Below are 19,104 nucleotides of genomic sequence, written 5' to 3' on the forward strand. Positions count from 1 at the left end.
TCCTGAGCGATTTCAGGACAGCTTGATTTGGCGATGAAAAAAATCCTCCCGAGTCGGGGAGGTGAACAAGGCAGGAGAGGCCAGAGATGCCTGAGGCATATATCTACGACCACGTTCGCACGCCGCGCGGCAAGGGGAAGTCCGACGGCTCGCTGCATGAAGTGACGGCCCTCGCGCTGGCGGCTGTTCCGTTGCAGGCGCTGAAGGAACGCAACAATCTGGCACCTGACAGCGTCGATGACGTGGTGCTCGGCGTGGTCGATCCCATCGGCGAGGCCGGGGGCGATATCGCGCGATTTGCTGCGCTGAAGGCCGGCTTCGACAAGTCAGTGCCGGGCATTCAGGTCAACCGCTTCTGTGCGTCGGGCCTCGACGCCGTGAATATTGCCGCGGCGCAGATCATGTCGGGGCAGCACGAATTGACCATCGGAGGCGGTGCGGAATCCATGAGCCGCGTCGGGATCATGTCCTCCGGTTCGGCATGGCCGACGGACCCTTCGATGGCGGTGCCAAGCTATTTCATGCCTCAAGGCGTCGCCGCGGATTTGATTGCCACCAAATACGGCTTCTCGCGCGACGATGTCGACACCTATGCCGTTCAAAGCCAGGAGCGCGCCGCCCGGGCCTGGGACGAAGGTCGTTTCAAGAAATCGGTCGTGCCGGTAATGGACGTCAATGGCATCACGATTCTCGCCAAGGACGAGCACATTCGCCCAGGCACGACGATGCAATCGCTCGGCCAGCTGCAGCCATCATTCGCCACGATGGGCGCGATGGGCGGCTTTGACGCTGTCGCAGTGCAGTCGCATCCGGAAATTGAAGCGATCAATTACGTGCACCATGCAGGCAACTCGTCGGGTATTGTCGACGGCGCGGGCGCCGTCCTTCTCGGCAGCAGGGATGCCGGAAGAAAGCACGATCTCAAGCCACGTGCGAAGATTCGGGCGTTCGTGAATGTGGGCTCCGAACCTGCGATGATGCTCACCGGCCCGGTCGACGTGACCAGGAAAGTTCTCGATCGCTCCGGCATGAAATTGTCGGACATCGACCTGGTCGAACTGAACGAGGCATTTGCTTCCGTGGTCCTGCGGTTGATGCAGGCGTTCGAGATCGACAGGGACAAGATCAATGTTAACGGCGGCGCGATTGCGATGGGCCATCCGCTCGGCGCGACCGGCGCGATGATCCTCGGTACGGTCCTGGACGAACTCGAGCGTACCAACAAATCCACCGCGCTCGTGACGCTGTGCATCGGCGGCGGCATGGGAACAGCGACCATCATCGAACGGGTTTGAACTTTATCGTCCCCGCGAGGGGCACCCGATCGAGAATCTAAATCATGACATCCTTGGGAGCCTCGCGAGCAGCGAGTGTGCCTCTGGATGATGGCAAGGATGGAGCGATCACATGGCCTACAAGAATTTCAGGATCGAGACCGACGATGACGGCATTGCGCTGGTGACTTGGGATATTCCCGGAAAGTCGATGAACGTCATCGACGAGACGTCGGGAACCGAGCTCAGCGCCATCATCGAGCAACTGACGTCGGACGCTGCGGTGAACGGCGTCGTCATCACATCCGGCAAAGATGCCTTCTGCGCCGGCGCGGATCTGACGATGCTCGAAGCGATGAATCGCACCCACGCGGCGATGTTGAAGTCGCAAGGCGAGGAAGTGGCGAACCAATACATGTTCGGCGAGGCGCGCAAATTGTCGCAATCGTTCCGAAATATTGAGGTCGGTGGCAAGCCGTGGGTTGCCGCGATCAATGGAACGGCGCTCGGCGGCGGCTTCGAACTGGCGCTTGCCTGTCACCACCGCATCGCGTCAGACAATCCGAAGACCCGTGTGGGGCTGCCTGAGGTCAAGATTGGAATTTTCCCAGGCGCCGGCGGCACGCAGCGATTGCCGCGCCTGATGCCGACCATGGACGCCGTGCAGATGCTGTTCAAGGGCGAGGCGATTGATGTCAAGAAGGCCCAAGCCCGCGGTATCATCGGCGAGGTAGTGCCCGCTGGGGATCTGATTCAAAAGGCCAAGGACTGGATCAAGGCCGGCGGCAAGGCGGTGGCGCCGTGGGATCAGAAGGATTTCAAGTTGCCTGGTGGTGCGGTCTACTCGAAAACGGGACTGCAGTTCTTCCAGCCGGCGACCGCGATGCTGCGCAAGGAGACTTACGATAACTATCCTGGCGCACGCGCAATCCTGCAGTGCGTCTACGAAGGCCTACAGCTGCCGATGGATTCGGCGCTGCGCGTCGAATCGCGGCACTTCACCAAGATTCTGCGTTCGAAGGAAGCGGCGGCGATGATCCGCTCGCTCTTCATATCGATGCAGGATCTGAACAAGGGTGCGCGCCGTCCGCAGAATGTGCCGCCGACCAAGGTGAACAAGCTTGCAGTCATCGGCGCGGGTTTTATGGGCGCTGGCGTGGGCTATATTTCCGCGCAGGCAGGCATCGATGTGGTGCTGATCGATCGCGACCAGGCCTCGGCGGACAAGGGCAGGGGCCACGCCCAGGCGAACGTCGATGCGGCGGTTTCCAAGGGCCGAATGAATCAAGCCGACGGCCAGGCGATCCTGTCGCGCATTACCGCTACCGCAGATTACAATGCGATAGGCGATTGCGACCTGGTGATCGAGGCGGTGTTCGAAGATCGGAAAGTCAAGGCAGAGACCTACGCCAAAGCGCAGCCGCTTTTGAAGAAGGGCGCGATTTTCGCGTCGAACACCTCCACGCTGCCGATCAATTCGCTGGCCGAGGAGTTCAAGGATCCGTCGAGATTCATCGGAATTCACTTTTTCTCTCCAGTCGAGAAGATGATGCTGTCGGAAATTATCGTTGGAGAGAACACCGGGGACGTAGCGTTGGCTACCGCTCTCGACTACGTGCGGCAGATCAAGAAGACTCCGATCGTCGTCAATGACTCGCGCGGCTTCTACGCCAACCGTTGCGTGATGCTCTTCATCTTCGAAGGGTACGAGATGCTGCTGGAAGGCGTGCCGCCCGCCATGATCGAGAACGTCGCCAAGATGGCCGGCATGCCGGTCGGTCCGCTCTCGCTCAGTGATGAAACCGCTCTCGATCTTGGGCTCAAGATCCTGAGGGCCACCGAAGCGGATGTCGGCACGCAGGCGGTCAATCAGGATCATAAGAAGTTGCTGATCGAAATGGTGGAAAAGCGCGGACGCCTCGGTCGGAAGAATGGCAAGGGCTTTTATGATTACCCAGAGAAGGGCATGGGACAGAAGAAGCTATGGCCGGAGTTGACCGTGCTGCAGCCCAAGCGGCTCGATCCGGATACGCTCGACGTCGAGGAGTTGAAGCAGCGGTTTCTCGTGGTCCAGGCGGTGGAAGCCGCGCGCACCGTGGAGGATGGCGTCATCACCGATCCGCGAGAGGCCGACGTCGGCTCGATCCTCGGATTCGGATTCCCGCCGTTCACAGGGGGCACGCTGTCCTACATCGACTTCATGGGTACGAAAAAGTTCGTCGAGCTGTGTTTGAAGCTCGAGAAGAAATATGGCTCGCGCTTCACTCCGCCGAAGCTCCTGATCGAAATGGCCGCTAAAGGCGACACATTCTACGGTCGCTTCACGCCGAAGAAGGCGGCCGCGGCGTAACTGCGTCGACGTCCTTTCCTCCATCGTGGCGGGGCAACGGCCAATCCGATGCCCCGTTGATCGAGCAGTCCGCTTGATTGTCGACGTGAGGCAACGCTTTACGCGGCGCCGCGTTGGCAGAAATCGAGGGAGCGGCTGTTTTGATGCAGGTGTGATGAAGCGAGCATATCACACGGTAAGCAGGGAGCTCGGCCGTTTGACGCCCCTCGTCCGAGACGTTCCAACGGCGTTGCTCGCTGTGCGGGATAGCGGTTGGTGCGTATCGCGAATTCGACCGATATCGCTGTTCCGCTGTTTCCTGATTTGGCGGGGAGATAGTCCGCACCATTGCGAAACGGCGCGGGAGAATGTGCTCGCTTCCGAGTAGCCAAGCAGGTGACCGATACGAGAAACACCGAAATCTGTCTCGGAGAGCATGATGATGGCCTCCCCCATCCGATAGGCCTCGAACAGTTCGGAGAAGCTGGTGCCAGCTGAACTCAAACGCCGTTGGAGCGTGCGCGGTGAGCAGCCGACCTCGCAGGCAACGGACTCGATACTGGCTGCACTGGCGCCGAGCTTCCCGATCGCCGCCTGCACCCTTTGGCAGAGGGCATCCATTCTACGCAGAGCGTTCAGCAGCGTCTCAGCATAGGCGATATTGATATCGCACAAGGCTCTATCTGCCCCGGACTTGTTGGCGTTTAGTGCCTGGGTGTCGTAGTCGATAGCCGCGTATGGAGCGCCAAAGCAAACGTCGCAATTCAGGATTTGGGCGAACGAACGCTGATCAGCCTCTGGCCGGCCTACAAGGTGGGCAAGTGCGGGCTTCGGGCTGCTGGCTAAGAAACAGGCGATGATGGCATCGGTGTGGAGCGAATCCATCGATATTGGGTCCTGATTGGGCTTGTAGAGCATCCGCACTACGCCTCCCACCTGTTGCGTCGTGAACTGGCCGCCCTCGCTCAGCAAAGCCTGGTACCGCAACAGGTGTTGAATTGCTTCGCCAAAGGTTGGGCTATGCGCAGTGATGACCGCGATCACATTGGTAGCGTGAATGGGTAAGCTGCTTCCGACTTTAACTCCAAGTAAGGGGTCCCCCGAAAGAAGCCGGGCGCGGCGCCAGACGGTTCTCGTTGAAGAAAGCTCAATGCGGCTCGTGTCCGGAAATCTGCCGTCGACGATGCCGCGAACCCCCAGCGTCAGCTGCGTTCTCTCCAGCCCCTGCCGTTCAAGGCCGTCGAGAATGGCGTTAAACCAGCATGAGGCCACTGTGAGAGCTGTCAAGGGGATGGTTCTCCATGTGGTGCTCCATCATATCAATTTCCTGTCCAAGATCGCCATGCCCTTTTATTGCGCCGGCGATTGTTTTTTGAAAGCCTCACTTTGGTGGTCGGATGTGACCGGCGCCCGCTTGCTGTTGCCATTCGGGGCGAGGCTCTGTTTTGCTTGCGCTCGGGTTGAAGATCACCTGGCAAAGGTCGAGCAGATTGGCGGGTCAGGCAAGCTGCGGGAAAGGGCGCCAACAGGTTGCGGCGCTTCTGTTTCCGTGTGGTAGGTCCGAGCGACAAGATCTAAACTTTCAACGTGGCGCATCGTCCACTACAGCGTCTTGTAACCGGCCGATATCCAGTCAATCATCATTCGTGCGAATTCTTCAGGCCCGAGGCGCTAGGCTGAAATCACGGGAATGGCTTAGCGGGGCGTCGTGATTGGGTCGGCGTGCCGATGGACAAGCTTCCAAGCATCGCCCTCCAGCCGCCAGACGCTCGTGACCCGGAGCGCCGCCGGCGAGGGGGCGTCCGCGCCGCCAGCCATGGTTTCGGCGTGTTCCACCTCGACCACCACGGCGAGCTTGTCGGCCAGGTATGTCGCGACGTGATCGGCACCGGCCGCCCTGCCGCCCCGCATGCGCGCCGCCGCGCCGGCCAGAGTGGCCTCGACGTTTGCGCGGCCTCGCGCGAAGGGGCCGAACGGGTTGCCCCAGGTCACGTCATCACGATCAGAGAGCAGGGCGACGTAGCCGGAGCAGTCACCCTTCACCATCGCGTCCAGCGCGGCGTGATTCTGCATTACTGCCTGTTCGAGCGTCCTTGCGGCCATAGCGTCCTCCCTGACAAGGTCGATTCCAGCTAAAGGCGCTTCGATATCCGTCTGCATCGACAATTATGCCGCCCATAAGCTGTCGTCGATCACCATGCCGAAGCGTTTCGCTTGATCCGATCGCCATCAATGTCTTTGAGAAGCCAGGACTTTCTTCATCCACGCCTCTTCTTCCCCGACCTTTGGAAGAATGAATCCGGCCTCCATTACGTTGTCCGGATTTACTTCATCAAGGCCGGCGATGATATCCGAGGTCGGGACATCCAGCACGCGCGATACAAGGGATGAGTACTCGGCGAGGAGTTTCGCTTTGGCCTCGTCGTTTCGCCCTTCGCGAATCGTTGTCGCTATCAGCAATCTCTTTGCGGGCGCTCCCCCCACAAAGATGCTTTCCGATTCCTGAAAGACGACGTTGACCAGCCATCTGGCTCCGCCCGCCACGCGCAAGTGCATTTCGACCAGCGCCTCGGCGAGCTCATACTTCTGCTCGGAGCTGATCGTGCCGCGTTGACTTGTGATGATGTAGATTGGCATGTCGTTTCCTACCGTTGCGCTGTTTTTGAGATTTGCTGAGAAATATCACGCCGTGGCGAGGCGGCTTCTATGGCCGCGCGCGCCAAAAATTTGACGTTGCGCGCCAACCCCCATGTTTATGTTTTGCCGCGTGACCGCCTCATGCTCAAAATGAAGCAACACACGCGTCCGATTGAACGGACGTGGGAGGACTTATCGGAGGGATCCATGTTGGGCTTGATGCAAGACTGGCCATTGCTATGTCAGCGGATCATTGATCACGCCGCAGCTTGTCATCCCAATCGCGAGGTCGTGACGCGGTCGATCGAGGGGCCGATCCATCGGACCAATTACGGTGAAATCAGAAAACGTGCGCTAAGAGTTGCCCAGCGGCTGGATCGCGACGGCATTGTGCTTGGTGATCGGGTCGCGACACTGGCCTGGAATACTTGGCGACACATGGAGCTCTGGTATGGAATCATGGGGCTCGGCGCCATTTGCCACACGGTGAATCCCCGCCTGTTTCCCGAACAGATCGCATGGATTATCAATCACGCAAAGGACAGAATGCTCTGTGCTGACGTCACATTCATACCGCTTCTCGAGAAGCTATCGCCGCAGCTCGAATCAATCGAGCGGTTCGTCATACTGACGGATCGCAAGAATATGCCGAACACGTCCTTGCGGAATGCCGTAGCGTACGAGGACTGGATCGATAGCGTCGACGGCGACTTTGGCTGGAAGTGCTTTGACGAGAATACGGCTGCCGGCCTGTGCTATACGTCAGGCACGACGGGAAATCCGAAGGGCGTGCTGTATTCTCATCGGTCAAACGTACTTCAGTCGTTGATGACCGCCCAAGCAGACGTGATGGGTTTAAGCTGTAACGATACCGTCCTGCCAATTGTGCCGTTATTCCACGCCAATAGCTGGGCTTACGTATTCCAGGCGCCAATGGTGGGCAGCAAGATCGTGTTTCCGGGCGCGAAGCTCGATGGCCCGTCCGTATATGAACTGCTCAGGGACGAAGACGTCACGTCGACGGCCGGCGTGCCGACGGTCTGGCTCATGCTCCAACAGCATATGGAATCTGAAAATTTGCGACTGCCGTCGCTCAGAAATTTGACGATCGGCGGGGCAGCGCCTCCGCCCGCAATGATCGAAGGCTTCCAGCGGATGGGGATCGATGCACGACAGGGCTGGGGTATGACGGAGATGGGGCCTGTCGGATCGATCGGGTGTCTGAAGCCGCCGTTCGAGAAGTTGGATGGCGCTGAAAAGCTTGCCCAGCTTTCAAGTCAGGGCTTTGCACCGTTTCTCGTCGAGATGAAGATCACCGATGACTTCGGCAATAATCTTCCTCGCGACGGAAAAGCATTCGGTAGACTGAAGGTGCGTGGCCCGAGCGTCGCTAAGGCGTATTTTGGCTTGAATGACCGAATCCTGGACGAGGAGGGGTATTTCGACACAGGTGACGTCGCGACGATCGACGAGCACGCATACATGCGGATAACCGATCGATCCAAGGACGTTATCAAGTCGGGCGGCGAATGGATATCGTCGATCGAGATCGAGAATGTTGCCGCCGCGCACCCTGCCGTGCAGGAGGTTGCGGTGATTGCCGTCCCTCACCCAAAATGGGGCGAAAGGCCGCTGCTCGTGGTCCAGATCAAGCCGGGCGCGGAGGCGTCCAAAGGTGCCATTCTTTCGTACCTCGAGGGCAAGATTGCGAAGTGGTGGATGCCTGATGACGTTGTGATGGATTCGATCCCCCATACGGCGACGGGGAAGGTCAAGAAGTCAGAGCTTCGTGAGCGTTACCGCAACCACCAACTTCCCAGCGCATCGGGTTCCTCCCGGCCGCCAGCGGATGGCGAAACGTCCAGGTCGGGGCGAGCTGACCCTCACAATTGAGATCCGTCACTGCGCGAGGTCGTTCCGTGATCGGATCAAGTTCACCGCATTTCTGTAGGCCATTTCGGACCACGATGAATCAGATGGATCCTGCGGTGACGCACACCGCCTATAGCAATTCGCGGCTGTTATTCATTGGTGGCTAGGGCGATATGCAGATTTTTGATTGCTGGGAATTCCGCTAGGCCTTTGGTCCTCTGACACGTCCGAGGGAACCGAATCTCTGAGTGGCTTACAATGGCTGACCTTCGTATCTTTTCATATTTGCCGAATCCGAGAGTTTGGAAGGCGACCATCGCGGGCAGATTTGCAGGAGTTGAAATCGAGATTAGAGGTGCCCCTGCGAAAGAGTTGAAGGGCTGGCTCTGGGATTACAATGCCGCCCCCGTAGCCTCCTACGAATGGCATGCGTACTCGCCGCTCGCTCGGACTGGCAGGGTAGGGATGACAGGAGAACGCCTGTTCAAGACAGAAGCGTTCATGGATGCCCACCCGTTCGGCAACGCTCCCGCCGCGTTCGCTCCCGGCGGAAAAATCGGCATCTTCGAATCGAATAGCATCATGCGGGCGGTGGCACGCCTGAGCAAGACCGATTTCCCTCTCTATGGGCAGGATGCTTACGAGACTTCCAGGATCGACAGCTTCCTGGATGTAAGTCTGATTTTCGCGCGGGATGCTCAGATCTACCTTCTCGCGCTGTCAAACGGGACACTAGACGCGGCAATCCACGCGAGGGCTCAAGAAGCTTTCTCGATCTACGCCTCCGGACTCGAGCAAGCGCTTTCGCCCGCCCGTGGGGTGCTGGTCGGCGACAACATTTCCCTTGCCGATATCTGCTTCGCCACCGAGTTCGCTCTTTTCATGAACGAACATTGTCGAGCGCGTCAGCTGGAAGAGCTGGGCCTAAGCAGAATACTCCATCGTGGTGTCCGCAACGAGTATCCACGCATGATGAGACACTTCGGTCGTTTGTTGAGGCACGAGCATTTCGCTGCAGACCTTGGGCCATACGTAGATAAACTGTCCGCGGCGGAAGCCTGACGCGACGGTATGTAGGATGTGCACAACTCAACTCGCCGCGTTCGCGGTTTATGAACTCGTACTTAAGGGCGTCGCCAGAGTTTCTCAGACAGTTCGTCTGGAAGGTGTAAGGGGCCTTACAAAGCTTGTCGGGCAGAACAACTCAACCAGGGGAGCCGAATTCGGCGCTATTGCGCAAAGGACCCACACAGCTGAAGCTAACCAGCCGGTGTGCTCTCTCACAGCCTTCACAACCCTGAACAGTGAACCCTTGTTCAATTGTTGCTTCCCACCGATTTGTGTTCAATCCCCCGCTTGACGTTCTGCATGACAAGCATCATCCTGAGCGAAAGATGACGGGCGTCATGTTATCTCCGCTCGGACATGTCTCGAAGGGGTGGAAATGGAGAACGTAGTGGGTGGCGAAGCTGCGCGCGGCGGACCTTGCTCCGAAGGGGAGCCCCGAAGCACGGGGAAGGAGGCGGCTACCCCACACAAACCTCGCTTGACCGAAACCAATTGGGATCTGTTCAGGCTCTTCTTTTCGGTGGCGCGCACCGGAAGCGTCAATAGGGCCGCACGGGACTTGGGTATGAGCCAGCCGACTCTTAGCAGGCGCTTGAAGGAGTTGGAGCGGAATATCGGTGCGCCGCTGTTCTTTCGGGTCTCGTCCGGAGTGAAATTGACCCAGGAGGGACAGGACCTTCTCCGCTCGGCGGATGAGATGGTTCGTTCTTTCGAGGAGTTTCACCGGGATCTGTCCCTGCGTGTCGGCGACCGTTCGATCGCCGTCAAGATTTCCGCGACTGAAGGCCTCACGAAGCACTGGCTGCTGCCTCGGGTCAAGAAGTTGCGTGCGCTGAATCCTCAGATCCGACTTGAGATCAATTCCACTGTCGAGCAGCAGAACCTTGCCACCAGCGATCTCGACCTGGTCATTCGGATAGGACATCCGGGTGACAGCGAGCTCATCGGTCGCCGCGTCGGAACCATCGCTTTTGGTTTGTTTGCATCCGACAGCTATTTGACAGAGCGTGGTGCACCGAGGTCGCTGAACGAACTGGGCGACCACGAGCTGATCGGAAGCACGGCCGAGTACGGCAGGCTTCACAACGAACGCACGAGTCACATCACGTTGTTGACGGCCTTCAATTCGGCTGCGAACGCCCGAAGTGCATTGAAGCTCATGCCGGTCGTCAATCATTTTGCTGCGACGGCGGAAGGACTTGGCCTGGCGTTTCTGCCGGTTCCGTTTGCCTTAGCCGAAGGCTTGGTGCGTGTGCTTCCGGACGACACGGCCATTCTGGATTTATGGCTGCTCCGCCGTCGCGAAAGCGACCTCAGAAAGATGACCAAGCAGGTCTGGCGCTTTCTGGAAGCAGAATTGACCGACACCAAGTCGTGGTTCGTCGGTCAGAAGTCGGCTCAGAAGCGATTGCAGCGGGTTGCGTGATCCAGTCTAATTAGCCCTGGCACCTTAGCTCGTCTGCGCGGAACCGACGCCGGAGCAAGCTTGACGATCTGATCCGTCACGCTCGGCAGTTCGGTTACCCTTACCAACTCTCGCCGAACGGGCGTAGTTCGACAAGGAATGACCAGGTCGACCGATCCTGGTGGGCGACCCGAAACATCTCCTCCGCTATGGCGGCAGGTTTTGCGAAGAAATCGTCGGGCTTGTCCGCCGCCAAAATCGGGCGGGTGCGGGGAGGGTCGATCGCTGCGTCGATCATGAAGTATGCGACATGAATGCCCTTCGGCCCGAACTCGCGCGCCATCGATTCGGCCAAAATGCGCTGGGCCGCTTTGGTTGAAGCGAAGAAGCCCCAGTTGGCCTTTCCACGAAAGGCGGACGTGTTGCCCGTGACCAGGATGACGCCTTTCCCGGCCTCCAGCATCTGCGGAATGGTCTCGCGGGAGAGATGGAGTAGCGCGGTGGTATTGACCCGGAAGTTCTTCTCCAAATCGTCGGGGTCCATGGCAAGGATACTTCCCCGCGTTGCACGAAGAGCATTGTGAACGACGACTTGGGGAGCACCCATCTCGGTCCTGATGAGGGCGAGCGTCTGGAGCAACGCCTTGAGATCACCGACATCGCAAGGATAAGCGCGCGCGCCCTCGTACTTCGATGCGAGGTTACGGAGGTTCTCCGCATTGCGGGCTATCATTGCGACCCGATAGCCGCCCTCGCTGAAACGCCTGGCGATCTCCGCGCCAGTGCCGTGCTCAGGACCGACCCCGGTGACGAGGCAAACTGGAGTGTTCATATGGGCCTCCTCAGAGCTGAAAGGACGGGCGCGCCGAAACTTTGGTAAACCAGGCTGCGACGGCAGGATAGCGCGCGCCAATATCCATGTTCAGCGCGTTGGCCGAGCGTATGGCGAAGAAGCCGGTGATATCTGCGGCGCTGAACTGGGGACCGGTGACGAAGGCATTCCTGGCCATGTGCGGCTCCACGCGACCGAGAAAGATTTCCATCATTTCGCGCCCACGAGTGACCAGGGCGGGCAATTGCGGCAGACCATTCCGGGTGCCCGGCACAACTCTACCGGCGAACACAGGCAGGAAATTGCGCGTGGCATGCAGCATCGGAACAAGGCCATCCAGTTCGAACCGCCGCAACCACATGTCGACGACGGCGCGCTCGGTGCTCGTGCGGCCAAAAAGAGGGGGGACGGGTATACTTCTTCGAGATAGCGGCAAATCGACAGGGACTCCGCGATGACCGTGCCGTCGTCCAACTCCAAGAAGGGGACGCAATGAAACGGATTCATCTCGGTCAGGGCGGGGGTGAACTGCGCCCCTTCTCGGACGTTCAGTTGTTCGGTTGGTAGTTCGAGCCCCTTCTCGGCCAGGAAGACACGAACGCGTTGAGCGCTCGCTGCTGGTTCGAAATCGTAGAGCTTCATCGCCGTCTTCTTTCCTTCGGGCCTGGGAGCGATCGCGGCCTTGAACTTCGATGCATCCGCCGAGCTCCGTCAAATAGATCTGCTATTCTTCAGCTGCTCGCGGCGTTCCAAAAGATTGAGAATGCTTCGTTGGGCCGCGCGCAATATCTTGTCAGACATCGGACGATCTCTCGCGACTCGCGAAAGAGCGACCGCTCCGACCATTGTGCAGACGATGGCAATGGCGGATTCGTCAGGGTGATCGCCTTCCACCAGGTTAGCCACTTTGTCGAAGTACTCGGAGAGATAGCTCGTCATGACGTCGCGCGTTCTTCGATCGCTTCGCGCAACGTCTCCAGCCAGCGCCGCTACTGCACATCCCACACTCAGATCGTCTCGGTGCGCCTTGCTGAGATAGGTGTTTAGCAGCGCTTTGAGATTGCGTGGACCCCTCGCGCTTCCCACGCGCGCTGATTCCGGGCCACCTTCCGAGAGGGCCTTTGCCAAAGCTTCGGAGATCAGCTGATCCCGCGAATCAAAATGCCCGTAGAACCCGCCGTGCGTCAACTTTGCCGATTTCATGAGCTCGGCAATGCTGAGGCCGTCCAATCCCAACTCCCGGATCTGGACTGCGGCGGCATGCAGGATACGCTCCCGACTCTTCGCTTTGTCCGCTTGGGAGTGGCCCATCTCATCGTCTCCGGTCAGAACAATCGGAGACCTGAATATCAAGAACTCCGGCTGACGGCCAATATCGAATTCTTGAATGGCTAGACCTCTCGCCGGCCGAGGAACGCCAGCCGCTCGAACAGGTGCACGTCCTGCTCGTTCTTCAGCAGCGCGCCATGCAGCGGCGGGATCAGCTTGCGCGGGTCGCGTTCGCGGAGTTGCTCGACGCTCATGTCTTCGTTCAGCAGCAGCTTGAGCCAGTCGAGCAGCTCCGAGGTCGACGGTTTCTTCTTCAGGCCGGGCACCTCGCGCACCTCGAAGAAGATGCGCAGCGCTTCCTCGACCAGGCGCTTCTTGATGCCGGGGAAGTGGACGTCGACGATGCGGCCCATCGTGTCGGCATCGGGGAACTTGATGTAGTGGAAGAAGCAGCGGCGCAGGAACGCGTCGGGCAGCTCCTTCTCGTTGTTGGAGGTGATCATCATGATCGGGCGCTGCTTCGCCTTGATCGTCTCGCCGGTCTCGTAGACATGGAATTCCATGCGGTCGAGCTCGAGCAGCAGGTCGTTCGGGAATTCGATGTCGGCCTTGTCGATCTCGTCGATCAGCAGCACCGGGCGCTGCTCGGCCGTGAAGGCCTCCCACAGCTTGCCGCGCTTGATGTAGTTCCGGATGTCGGATACGCGCGCATCGCCGAGCTGGCTGTCGCGCAGCCGCGACACCGCATCGTATTCGTAGAGGCCCTGCTGCGCCTTGGTGGTGGACTTGATATGCCAGGTCAGAAGCGGCGCGTTCAGCGCCTTCGCCACTTCCTCCGCCAGCACCGTCTTGCCGGTGCCGGGCTCGCCCTTGATGAGGAGCGGGCGCTCGAGCACGATCGAGGCATTGACGGCCACCTTGAGATCGTCGGTTGCGACGTAGTTCTTCGTCCCAGTGAATTTCATGGCCATCAGATTTGTTCGAGTGGATGATACGCGAAGATGTGATCTGAATTGAATAGCGGCAGTTTTGCAAGGGAATCAAGTGCTCGGCCACTTCCGCCAGCTGATGATCATGGAGTGACTCGCATGCAAAGCCGACAAGTTACGGGTATCTGCTCGAGCGCGGCCGACGTGATTAAAGTCGCATGATTTCAAATGCTTTGTGCCTCACTCATTCAGGGTAATTGATCGACCATCGGCGGAGCAAGAATCAACGCGCGGGGCTATTCACCGATGAAGCGAGCCTATTCTTGTTTGTCGATCGGGCGCGCCAAGATCCGGGATAGTTTTGGTCGGCTACTCGGATGGTCCATCTATCATGCTCCTGCAATTCTTCACCTCTCTGCGCGATGCGCAGGTCCCCGTGACGCTGCGCGAATACCTCACGCTGATGGAGGCGCTCGACGCCGACCTTGCGGACTACACGGTCGAGAATTTCTACTATCTGTCGCGCGCCTCGCTGGTGAAGGACGAGCGCAACCTCGACAAGTTCGACCGCGTCTTCGGCACCGTGTTCAAGGGGCTGGAAAGCCTGCTCGACGCCATGGAGAAGGCGGAAATTCCCGAGGAGTGGCTGAAGAAGCTCGCCGAGAAGTACCTGACAGAGGAAGAGAAGAAGCAGATCGAGGCCATGGGCTGGGACAAGCTCATGGAGACGCTGAAGAAGCGCCTCGAGGAACAGAAGGGCCGGCACCAGGGCGGCTCGAAATGGATCGGCACCGCCGGCACCTCGCCGTTCGGCGCGCATGGCTACAATCCCGAGGGCGTGCGCATCGGCCAGGAGAAGAACCGCAACAACCGCGCCGTGAAGGTGTGGGACAAGCGCGAGTTCAAGGATCTCGACGGCAATGTCGAGCTCGGCATCCGCAACATCAAGGTGGCGCTGCGCCGCCTGCGCAAGTTCGCCCGCACCGGCGCGCCCGACGAGCTCGATCTCGACACCACCATCCGCGAGACCGCCAATCACGGCTATCTCGACGTGCACATGCGGCCCGAGCGGCGCAATGCGGTGAAGCTCCTGGTGTTCTTCGACATCGGCGGCTCGATGGATGCGCATATCGAGCAGGTCGAAGAGCTGTTCTCGGCGGCGAAGAGCGAGTTCAAGCACATGGAGTATTTCTACTTCCACAACTGCCTCTATGAAGGCGTGTGGAAGCAGAACAAGCGCCGCTTCACCGACCGCACGCCGACCTGGGACGTGCTGCACAAATACCCTCACGACTACAAGGTCGTGTTCGTCGGCGATGCCTCGATGTCGCCTTACGAGATCATGGTGCCCGGCGGCTCGGTCGAGCACGTCAACGAGGAGTCCGGCTCGGTCTGGCTCGATCGCATCATCCGCACCTACCCGCATACGGTGTGGCTGAACCCGGTGCAGCAGAAGCACTGGGACTATTCGGAATCCACCACCATCATCAAGCGCATCTTTGCGGGCCGCATGTTCCCGATCACCATCGACGGCCTAGAAGGGGCGATGAGGGAATTGACGCATTAGAGCGGAGCTGACGGGCTAGAACTCAGCAAAGAGAAGTGCGCGTACGTCATCCTACCAGCGCTTGAAGATGACGCTGGCGTTCACGCCGCCAAATCCAAAACCATTCGAGATCACGTGATCCATCGCCATATTTCGGGCCTTGGGTCCGACAAGATCGACGCCTTCCGCTGCCTCGTCTGGATTTTCCAGATTGAGAGTGGGAGGGGCTATCTGGTCTCGGACGGCGAGGATCGCGAAAATGGCCTCGGCGCCCCCTGCAGCGCCCAGCAAATGACCGGTCGCCGACTTCGTCGCGCTGACGGCGATGCCGCCGTGGGCTCCGAAAACGGATTTGATCGCGGCCAGCTCGGAGTTGTCGCCGACCGGGGTCGAGGTCGAGTGCGCATTGAGATGCTGCACATTGCGGGGATAAAGTTCGGCCTGCCGCAAGGCCGCTTCCATAGCGCGCCGGGCGCCCGAGCCATCCTCAGGTCCCGAGGTGATATGATGCGCGTCCGCGGAAGTTCCATAGCCAACGAGTTCGGCGATCGGCCGGGCCCCGCGTGCTCGAGCGTGCTCGAGATCTTCGATCACCAGGATTCCAGCTCCTTCGCCCATGACGAAGCCATCGCGGTCCCGATCGAACGGGCGAGACGCCTGCGAGGGCCGGTGATTGAAGCGGGTCGAGATCGCGCGGGCCGCCGCGAAACCTCCAAGGCTGACGAGATCGATGCAGGCTTCGGCACCCCCGCAGACCGCCACGTCGGCCTCACCCGCGCGGATCAATCGAGCCGCGTCGCCGATCGCTTGTACGCCGGCGGCGCACGCCGTGACCGGGGCGCCGATCGGCCCTTTGAAGCCGTACTGTATCGAAACATGTCCGGCGGCGAGATTTGCCAGAAAGGACGGCACGGTGAATGGTGACAGGCGGCGGATGCCACGTTGATCGGTCGTCCGTACCGCTTCGACGATGGCCGGAAATCCTCCAATTCCGGAAGCGATGATCGTCGCTGTGCGCTCCTGAGAGCGTTCGTCCGCAGGCGACCAGCCAGCCTGCTTGACTGCCTCCGCAGCTGCCACCAGCGCAAACTGAATGAACCGATCCATTTTCCGCTGTTCTTTGGGCGGGATGGTCAGATCCGGATCGAAGCCGCCATCGACGTCGTCGTCCTTGGTCGGCACCAGCCCGGCAACTCTCCCCGGCAGCGAGGAAGCCCACTCGGGCAGGATGGTCAGCCCGGACTTGCCCGCGAGCAGCCGGGACCACGCCACCTCCGTACCGCAGCCGAGCGGAGAGACCAGCCCCATTCCTGTGACTACTATTCGGCGCATGTAAGGACCCGATTTTTGGAGATACGATGGTCTATTGCCAGAGTTAAGGGGAGGAGATCCCGATCATGCGTCAGCAGTATCGGTTCCTCCTGAACTTCTTCTCCAGCGATGAGGGGGACGTCTTCACCCGTGATAGGGAGCCGTGCTCTACCCCTGCAAATAGCTACGCCGAGCCAAACTGCCAGAGCAGCTATGAAATATCAAGTAACTATTGAGAAAAAATGGTCAATCACGGTTAGTTTCAGCGCTGGGACGGAAGCTCTCGCGGAGAGCTTTCGCCAATATCATTCGGACTTCTCGAGAGCTTCGAAATGCCGGTCGGGAGCCCACTCGCCGCCAGACGGGTCAGCCTCTCGGCGAGCAGGGTCGGTTCACTCCGGGAGCAGACAGGTCAGGTAAACTTCGCGTTCTGATCGGCTAACTTCTTCAGCAACGGTGCGGGCTCGAGCGACGGATCGCTTGCTTCCTTCGCATAGTCCGACAGCTTGTCAGCGATTGTCTTCAGTCCGACATGGTCGGCGTAATACATGGGACCTCCACGATAGACTGGCCATCCGTACCCATAAAGCCACACCACGTCGATGTCACTTGCTCGAGCCGCAATGCCTTCTTCAAGGATTCGAGCTCCTTCGTTGATCATCGCATATGTCGTCCGCTCCAGGATTTCCTCATCGCTGATCGTGCGCCGCTTACGCCCGAGACGCTTCAACGTCTGATCGATCAGTTTTTCGACCTCCGGATCGGGAAGGGGCGCGCGCGAGCCGCTTTCGTATCGGAAGAAGCCCTTTCCGGTCTTTTGTCCGAAGCGGCCAGCCTCACATAAGGCGTCTTCGATCTCCAATTTGATGCCACGATCCTGTCGCGACCGCCACCCGATATCCAATCCGGCCAGGTCGCCCATCGCAAACGGGCCCATCGGCATGCCGAATCTGGTCAGGGCGGCGTCGACCTGTTGAGGAAGTGCGCCGTCGAAAAGCAGCTGACTGGCTTGATGTTGCCGGGCCATGAGCATGCGGTTGCCGACGAAGCCGTCGCAGACACCGACGATCACCGGCACTTTTCCGATCTTCCGCGCCAATGAAACTGCGGTTACCAGCGTGTCGGGCGCGGTGCTCTTGGTTCGGACGATTTCGCACAGCTTCATCACATTCGCCGGGCTGAAGAAGTGCATGCCGACCACGTCCTGCGGACGCTTGGTTTCCTTGGCGATCTCATTGATGTCCAGGAAGGAGGTATTGGTCGCCAGGATCGCGCCTGATTTCGCGATTTTGTCGAGCTGTCCGAAGACCTCCTTCTTGATCGCCATGGTTTCGAATACAGCCTCTACGATGAGGTCGGCTTGCCCGATGTTTTCGAGACCGATGGCTCCGCCGATGAGTGCCATGCGCTTTGCAGGCGCATCGGCGGGAATACCGCCTCGCGCTGCGGTGGATTCATAGTTTTTGCGGATGACGCCCAATCCGCGGTCAAGCTGATCCTTGCCGGTCTCCACCAAAGTGACAGGAACGCCTGCGTTCGCGAATGACATCGCGATGCCGCCTCCCATGGTGCCGGCGCCGATGATGGCGACATGTTCGACTGGACGGGGCTTGGTTCCGGTCTCCACGCCCGCGATCTTTGCTGCCTCTCGCTCGGCGAAGAACGCGTATCGTAGAGCCTTCGATTGCTCGCTGCTCATCAGCCGGAGGAACAGCTCTCGTTCTTTCTTCAGCCCGTGATCGAAGGGGAGATCGAGCGCATGGCCGATTGCGTCGGCCGCAACGAACGGCGCTTCCAACCCCCTGACCTTTTTCGTAATCGCAGCCACAGCGCCGGTGAAGATCGAGCGGTCCGATCGAGCCGCGGCGAGCTTGGTGTCATCGTCGCGCAACCTGCGAAGCGGGCGCTTGTCGGCAAGGAATTTTCGAGCGAAGGCTTCGCCGCCGGATGATGCCTCCTCGACCACCTCCTCGATCAATCCGTTCTGAAGCGCTTCGTCGGCTCCGATGGGATCGCCGCTGATGATCATCTTAGCGGCAAGTTCTGGACCCACTGCGCGCGGAAGGCGCTGCGTGCCGCCGGCGCCTGGCAATAGTCCGAGTTTGACCTCGGGCAGCCCGAGCTTCGAATTCTTATCCGCCACCCGCAAATGACACGCCAAGGCGACCTCGAGCCCCCCACCGAGGGCGGTCCCGTGGATGGCCGCAATGACGGGCTTCGGGCTGCTCTCAATCGCGGTCAGGACCTCATCGAGGGCCGGCTTCTTCGGAGGCTTGCCGAACTCCGTGATGTCGGCACCGGCAATGAAGGTCCGTCCTGCGCAGGTCAACACGATGGCCTGAATGGAGGGGTCGGCAATGGCCTGTTGGACGCACTCCAGAATGCCGCCGCGTACAGCTGTACTGAGCGCATTGACCGGAGGACTATCGATGGTGACGATGCCTACGGCGTCGTGGGACTTCAGGCTGACGACTGTGCTCATTGATCTCCTCCATAGCTCTCTTCGGAAGCCTTCCTATAAGTTCCATAAAAGAACCGGCTGAATGATGCAAGTGCACGCCGGCAAGCAGGGACAGTTCGGAGGAAGAATCGACTGCACGTCGTGAATGACCGCTTATTCATTTCTGACTAG

At 59.4% G+C, this 19,104-nt stretch carries 16 protein-coding genes and 1 pseudogene; 7 read left to right on the forward strand and 10 right to left on the reverse strand.

The window, feature by feature from the left end:
- The first annotated feature begins 86 nt into the window (after nucleotides 1-86).
- Nucleotides 87-1,295, forward strand: a complete 1,209-nt coding sequence (locus P0R31_RS15725; RefSeq protein WP_275514787.1) for an acetyl-CoA C-acetyltransferase — start codon at nucleotides 87-89, stop codon at nucleotides 1,293-1,295.
- Between the two features lie 112 nt (nucleotides 1,296-1,407).
- The gene (locus tag P0R31_RS15730; RefSeq protein WP_275514788.1) at nucleotides 1,408-3,624 is read left to right on the forward strand and encodes a 3-hydroxyacyl-CoA dehydrogenase NAD-binding domain-containing protein; all 2,217 of its coding nucleotides are present in this window, start codon (nucleotides 1,408-1,410) and stop codon (nucleotides 3,622-3,624) included.
- A gap of 168 nt (nucleotides 3,625-3,792) precedes the next feature.
- On the opposite strand, the gene P0R31_RS15735 is transcribed toward P0R31_RS15730, so the two are convergent.
- Nucleotides 3,793-4,890, reverse strand: coding sequence for an AraC family transcriptional regulator (locus P0R31_RS15735; RefSeq protein WP_275514789.1), 1,098 nt, complete (start codon nucleotides 4,888-4,890; stop codon nucleotides 3,793-3,795).
- A gap of 4 nt (nucleotides 4,891-4,894) precedes the next feature.
- Here P0R31_RS15735 and P0R31_RS15740 point away from each other — a divergent pair, with 4 nt between their 5' ends.
- Nucleotides 4,895-5,161 carry a hypothetical protein gene (locus P0R31_RS15740; RefSeq protein ID WP_275514790.1) on the forward strand — a complete coding sequence of 89 codons (267 nt, stop codon included), beginning with the start codon at nucleotides 4,895-4,897 and terminating at the stop codon, nucleotides 5,159-5,161.
- A gap of 137 nt (nucleotides 5,162-5,298) precedes the next feature.
- On the opposite strand, the gene P0R31_RS15745 is transcribed toward P0R31_RS15740, so the two are convergent.
- Nucleotides 5,299-5,763 carry a YybH family protein gene (locus tag P0R31_RS15745; protein ID WP_275514839.1) on the reverse strand — a complete coding sequence of 155 codons (465 nt, stop codon included), beginning with the start codon at nucleotides 5,761-5,763 and terminating at the stop codon, nucleotides 5,299-5,301.
- Between the two features lie 69 nt (nucleotides 5,764-5,832).
- A complete protein-coding gene (locus P0R31_RS15750) occupies nucleotides 5,833-6,240 on the reverse strand; it encodes a tautomerase family protein (RefSeq protein WP_275514791.1) in 408 nt (135 codons plus the stop codon).
- 207 nt (nucleotides 6,241-6,447) lie between these two features.
- Here P0R31_RS15750 and P0R31_RS15755 point away from each other — a divergent pair.
- The 3 genes and pseudogenes from P0R31_RS15755 to P0R31_RS15765 form a co-directional block, all read left to right on the forward strand.
- A pseudogene (locus P0R31_RS15755) lies at nucleotides 6,448-8,067 on the forward strand (long-chain-fatty-acid--CoA ligase); the annotation flags it as partial.
- Nucleotides 8,068-8,370: 303 nt separating this feature from the next.
- Nucleotides 8,371-9,174 (forward strand): glutathione S-transferase, encoded by an 804-nt coding sequence (locus P0R31_RS15760; protein WP_275514792.1) that lies wholly within the window; start codon nucleotides 8,371-8,373, stop codon nucleotides 9,172-9,174.
- Between the two features lie 484 nt (nucleotides 9,175-9,658).
- Nucleotides 9,659-10,606 carry a LysR family transcriptional regulator gene (locus P0R31_RS15765; RefSeq protein WP_275514793.1) on the forward strand — a complete coding sequence of 316 codons (948 nt, stop codon included), beginning with the start codon at nucleotides 9,659-9,661 and terminating at the stop codon, nucleotides 10,604-10,606.
- A gap of 100 nt (nucleotides 10,607-10,706) precedes the next feature.
- On the opposite strand, the gene P0R31_RS15770 is transcribed toward P0R31_RS15765, so the two are convergent.
- The 5 genes from P0R31_RS15770 to P0R31_RS15785 all read right to left on the reverse strand — a co-directional run bounded on the left by P0R31_RS15770 (nucleotide 10,707) and on the right by P0R31_RS15785 (nucleotide 13,651).
- Nucleotides 10,707-11,498, reverse strand: coding sequence for an SDR family NAD(P)-dependent oxidoreductase (locus P0R31_RS15770; RefSeq protein WP_275514794.1), 792 nt, complete (start codon nucleotides 11,496-11,498; stop codon nucleotides 10,707-10,709).
- Nucleotides 11,428-11,739, reverse strand: coding sequence for a glutathione S-transferase family protein (locus tag P0R31_RS15775; protein WP_275514795.1), 312 nt, complete (start codon nucleotides 11,737-11,739; stop codon nucleotides 11,428-11,430). Before P0R31_RS15775 ends, P0R31_RS15770 begins: the two co-directional genes overlap by 71 nt.
- Complete coding sequence (locus tag P0R31_RS41075) at nucleotides 11,628-12,059, reverse strand: glutathione S-transferase N-terminal domain-containing protein (protein WP_430516832.1); 432 nt, start codon at nucleotides 12,057-12,059, stop codon at nucleotides 11,628-11,630. The genes P0R31_RS15775 and P0R31_RS41075 overlap by 112 nt, the downstream gene beginning before the upstream one ends.
- 69 nt (nucleotides 12,060-12,128) lie before the next feature.
- Nucleotides 12,129-12,728, reverse strand: coding sequence for a TetR/AcrR family transcriptional regulator (locus P0R31_RS15780; RefSeq protein ID WP_275514796.1), 600 nt, complete (start codon nucleotides 12,726-12,728; stop codon nucleotides 12,129-12,131).
- Nucleotides 12,729-12,808: 80 nt separating this feature from the next.
- Nucleotides 12,809-13,651, reverse strand: a complete 843-nt coding sequence (locus P0R31_RS15785) for an AAA family ATPase (RefSeq protein WP_275514841.1) — start codon at nucleotides 13,649-13,651, stop codon at nucleotides 12,809-12,811.
- A gap of 355 nt (nucleotides 13,652-14,006) precedes the next feature.
- Here P0R31_RS15785 and P0R31_RS15790 point away from each other — a divergent pair, with 355 nt between their 5' ends.
- Nucleotides 14,007-15,182: a vWA domain-containing protein gene (locus tag P0R31_RS15790; protein ID WP_275514797.1), complete on the forward strand. Its 1,176-nt coding sequence runs from the start codon at nucleotides 14,007-14,009 to the stop codon at nucleotides 15,180-15,182.
- Nucleotides 15,183-15,233: 51 nt separating this feature from the next.
- Here P0R31_RS15790 and fabF read toward each other — a convergent pair whose 3' ends face one another.
- Nucleotides 15,234-16,493, reverse strand: a complete 1,260-nt coding sequence (gene fabF / locus P0R31_RS15795; RefSeq protein ID WP_275514798.1) for a beta-ketoacyl-ACP synthase II — start codon at nucleotides 16,491-16,493, stop codon at nucleotides 15,234-15,236.
- A 391-nt stretch (nucleotides 16,494-16,884) separates the two neighbouring features.
- A complete protein-coding gene (locus P0R31_RS15800) occupies nucleotides 16,885-18,954 on the reverse strand; it encodes a 3-hydroxyacyl-CoA dehydrogenase NAD-binding domain-containing protein (RefSeq protein WP_275514799.1) in 2,070 nt (689 codons plus the stop codon).
- Between the last annotated feature and the right edge of the window lie 150 nt (nucleotides 18,955-19,104).

Source organism: Bradyrhizobium yuanmingense (genome assembly GCF_029167105.1).
Classification (GTDB): Bacteria; Pseudomonadota; Alphaproteobacteria; order Rhizobiales; family Xanthobacteraceae; genus Bradyrhizobium; species Bradyrhizobium yuanmingense_A.

Excerpts from the sequence above, each read along its gene's own strand:
- P0R31_RS15725 (WP_275514787.1), top strand. The coding sequence starts at position 87 with ATGCCTGAGGCATATATCTACGACCACGTTCGCACGCCGCGCGGCAAG.
- P0R31_RS15730 (WP_275514788.1), top strand. The coding sequence starts at position 1,408 with ATGGCCTACAAGAATTTCAGGATCGAGACCGACGATGACGGCATTGCG.
- P0R31_RS15740 (WP_275514790.1), top strand. The coding sequence starts at position 4,895 with ATGGTTCTCCATGTGGTGCTCCATCATATCAATTTCCTGTCCAAGATC.
- P0R31_RS15745 (WP_275514839.1), bottom strand. The coding sequence starts at position 5,763 with ATGCAGACGGATATCGAAGCGCCTTTAGCTGGAATCGACCTTGTCAGG.
- P0R31_RS15750 (WP_275514791.1), bottom strand. The coding sequence starts at position 6,240 with ATGCCAATCTACATCATCACAAGTCAACGCGGCACGATCAGCTCCGAG.
- P0R31_RS15760 (WP_275514792.1), top strand. The coding sequence starts at position 8,371 with ATGGCTGACCTTCGTATCTTTTCATATTTGCCGAATCCGAGAGTTTGG.
- P0R31_RS15775 (WP_275514795.1), bottom strand. The coding sequence starts at position 11,739 with ATGCTGCATGCCACGCGCAATTTCCTGCCTGTGTTCGCCGGTAGAGTT.
- P0R31_RS41075 (WP_430516832.1), bottom strand. The coding sequence starts at position 12,059 with ATGAAGCTCTACGATTTCGAACCAGCAGCGAGCGCTCAACGCGTTCGT.
- P0R31_RS15780 (WP_275514796.1), bottom strand. The coding sequence starts at position 12,728 with ATGGGCCACTCCCAAGCGGACAAAGCGAAGAGTCGGGAGCGTATCCTG.
- P0R31_RS15785 (WP_275514841.1), bottom strand. The coding sequence starts at position 13,651 with ATGAAATTCACTGGGACGAAGAACTACGTCGCAACCGACGATCTCAAG.
- P0R31_RS15790 (WP_275514797.1), top strand. The coding sequence starts at position 14,007 with ATGCTCCTGCAATTCTTCACCTCTCTGCGCGATGCGCAGGTCCCCGTG.
- fabF (WP_275514798.1), bottom strand. The coding sequence starts at position 16,493 with ATGCGCCGAATAGTAGTCACAGGAATGGGGCTGGTCTCTCCGCTCGGC.
- P0R31_RS15800 (WP_275514799.1), bottom strand. The coding sequence starts at position 18,954 with ATGAGCACAGTCGTCAGCCTGAAGTCCCACGACGCCGTAGGCATCGTC.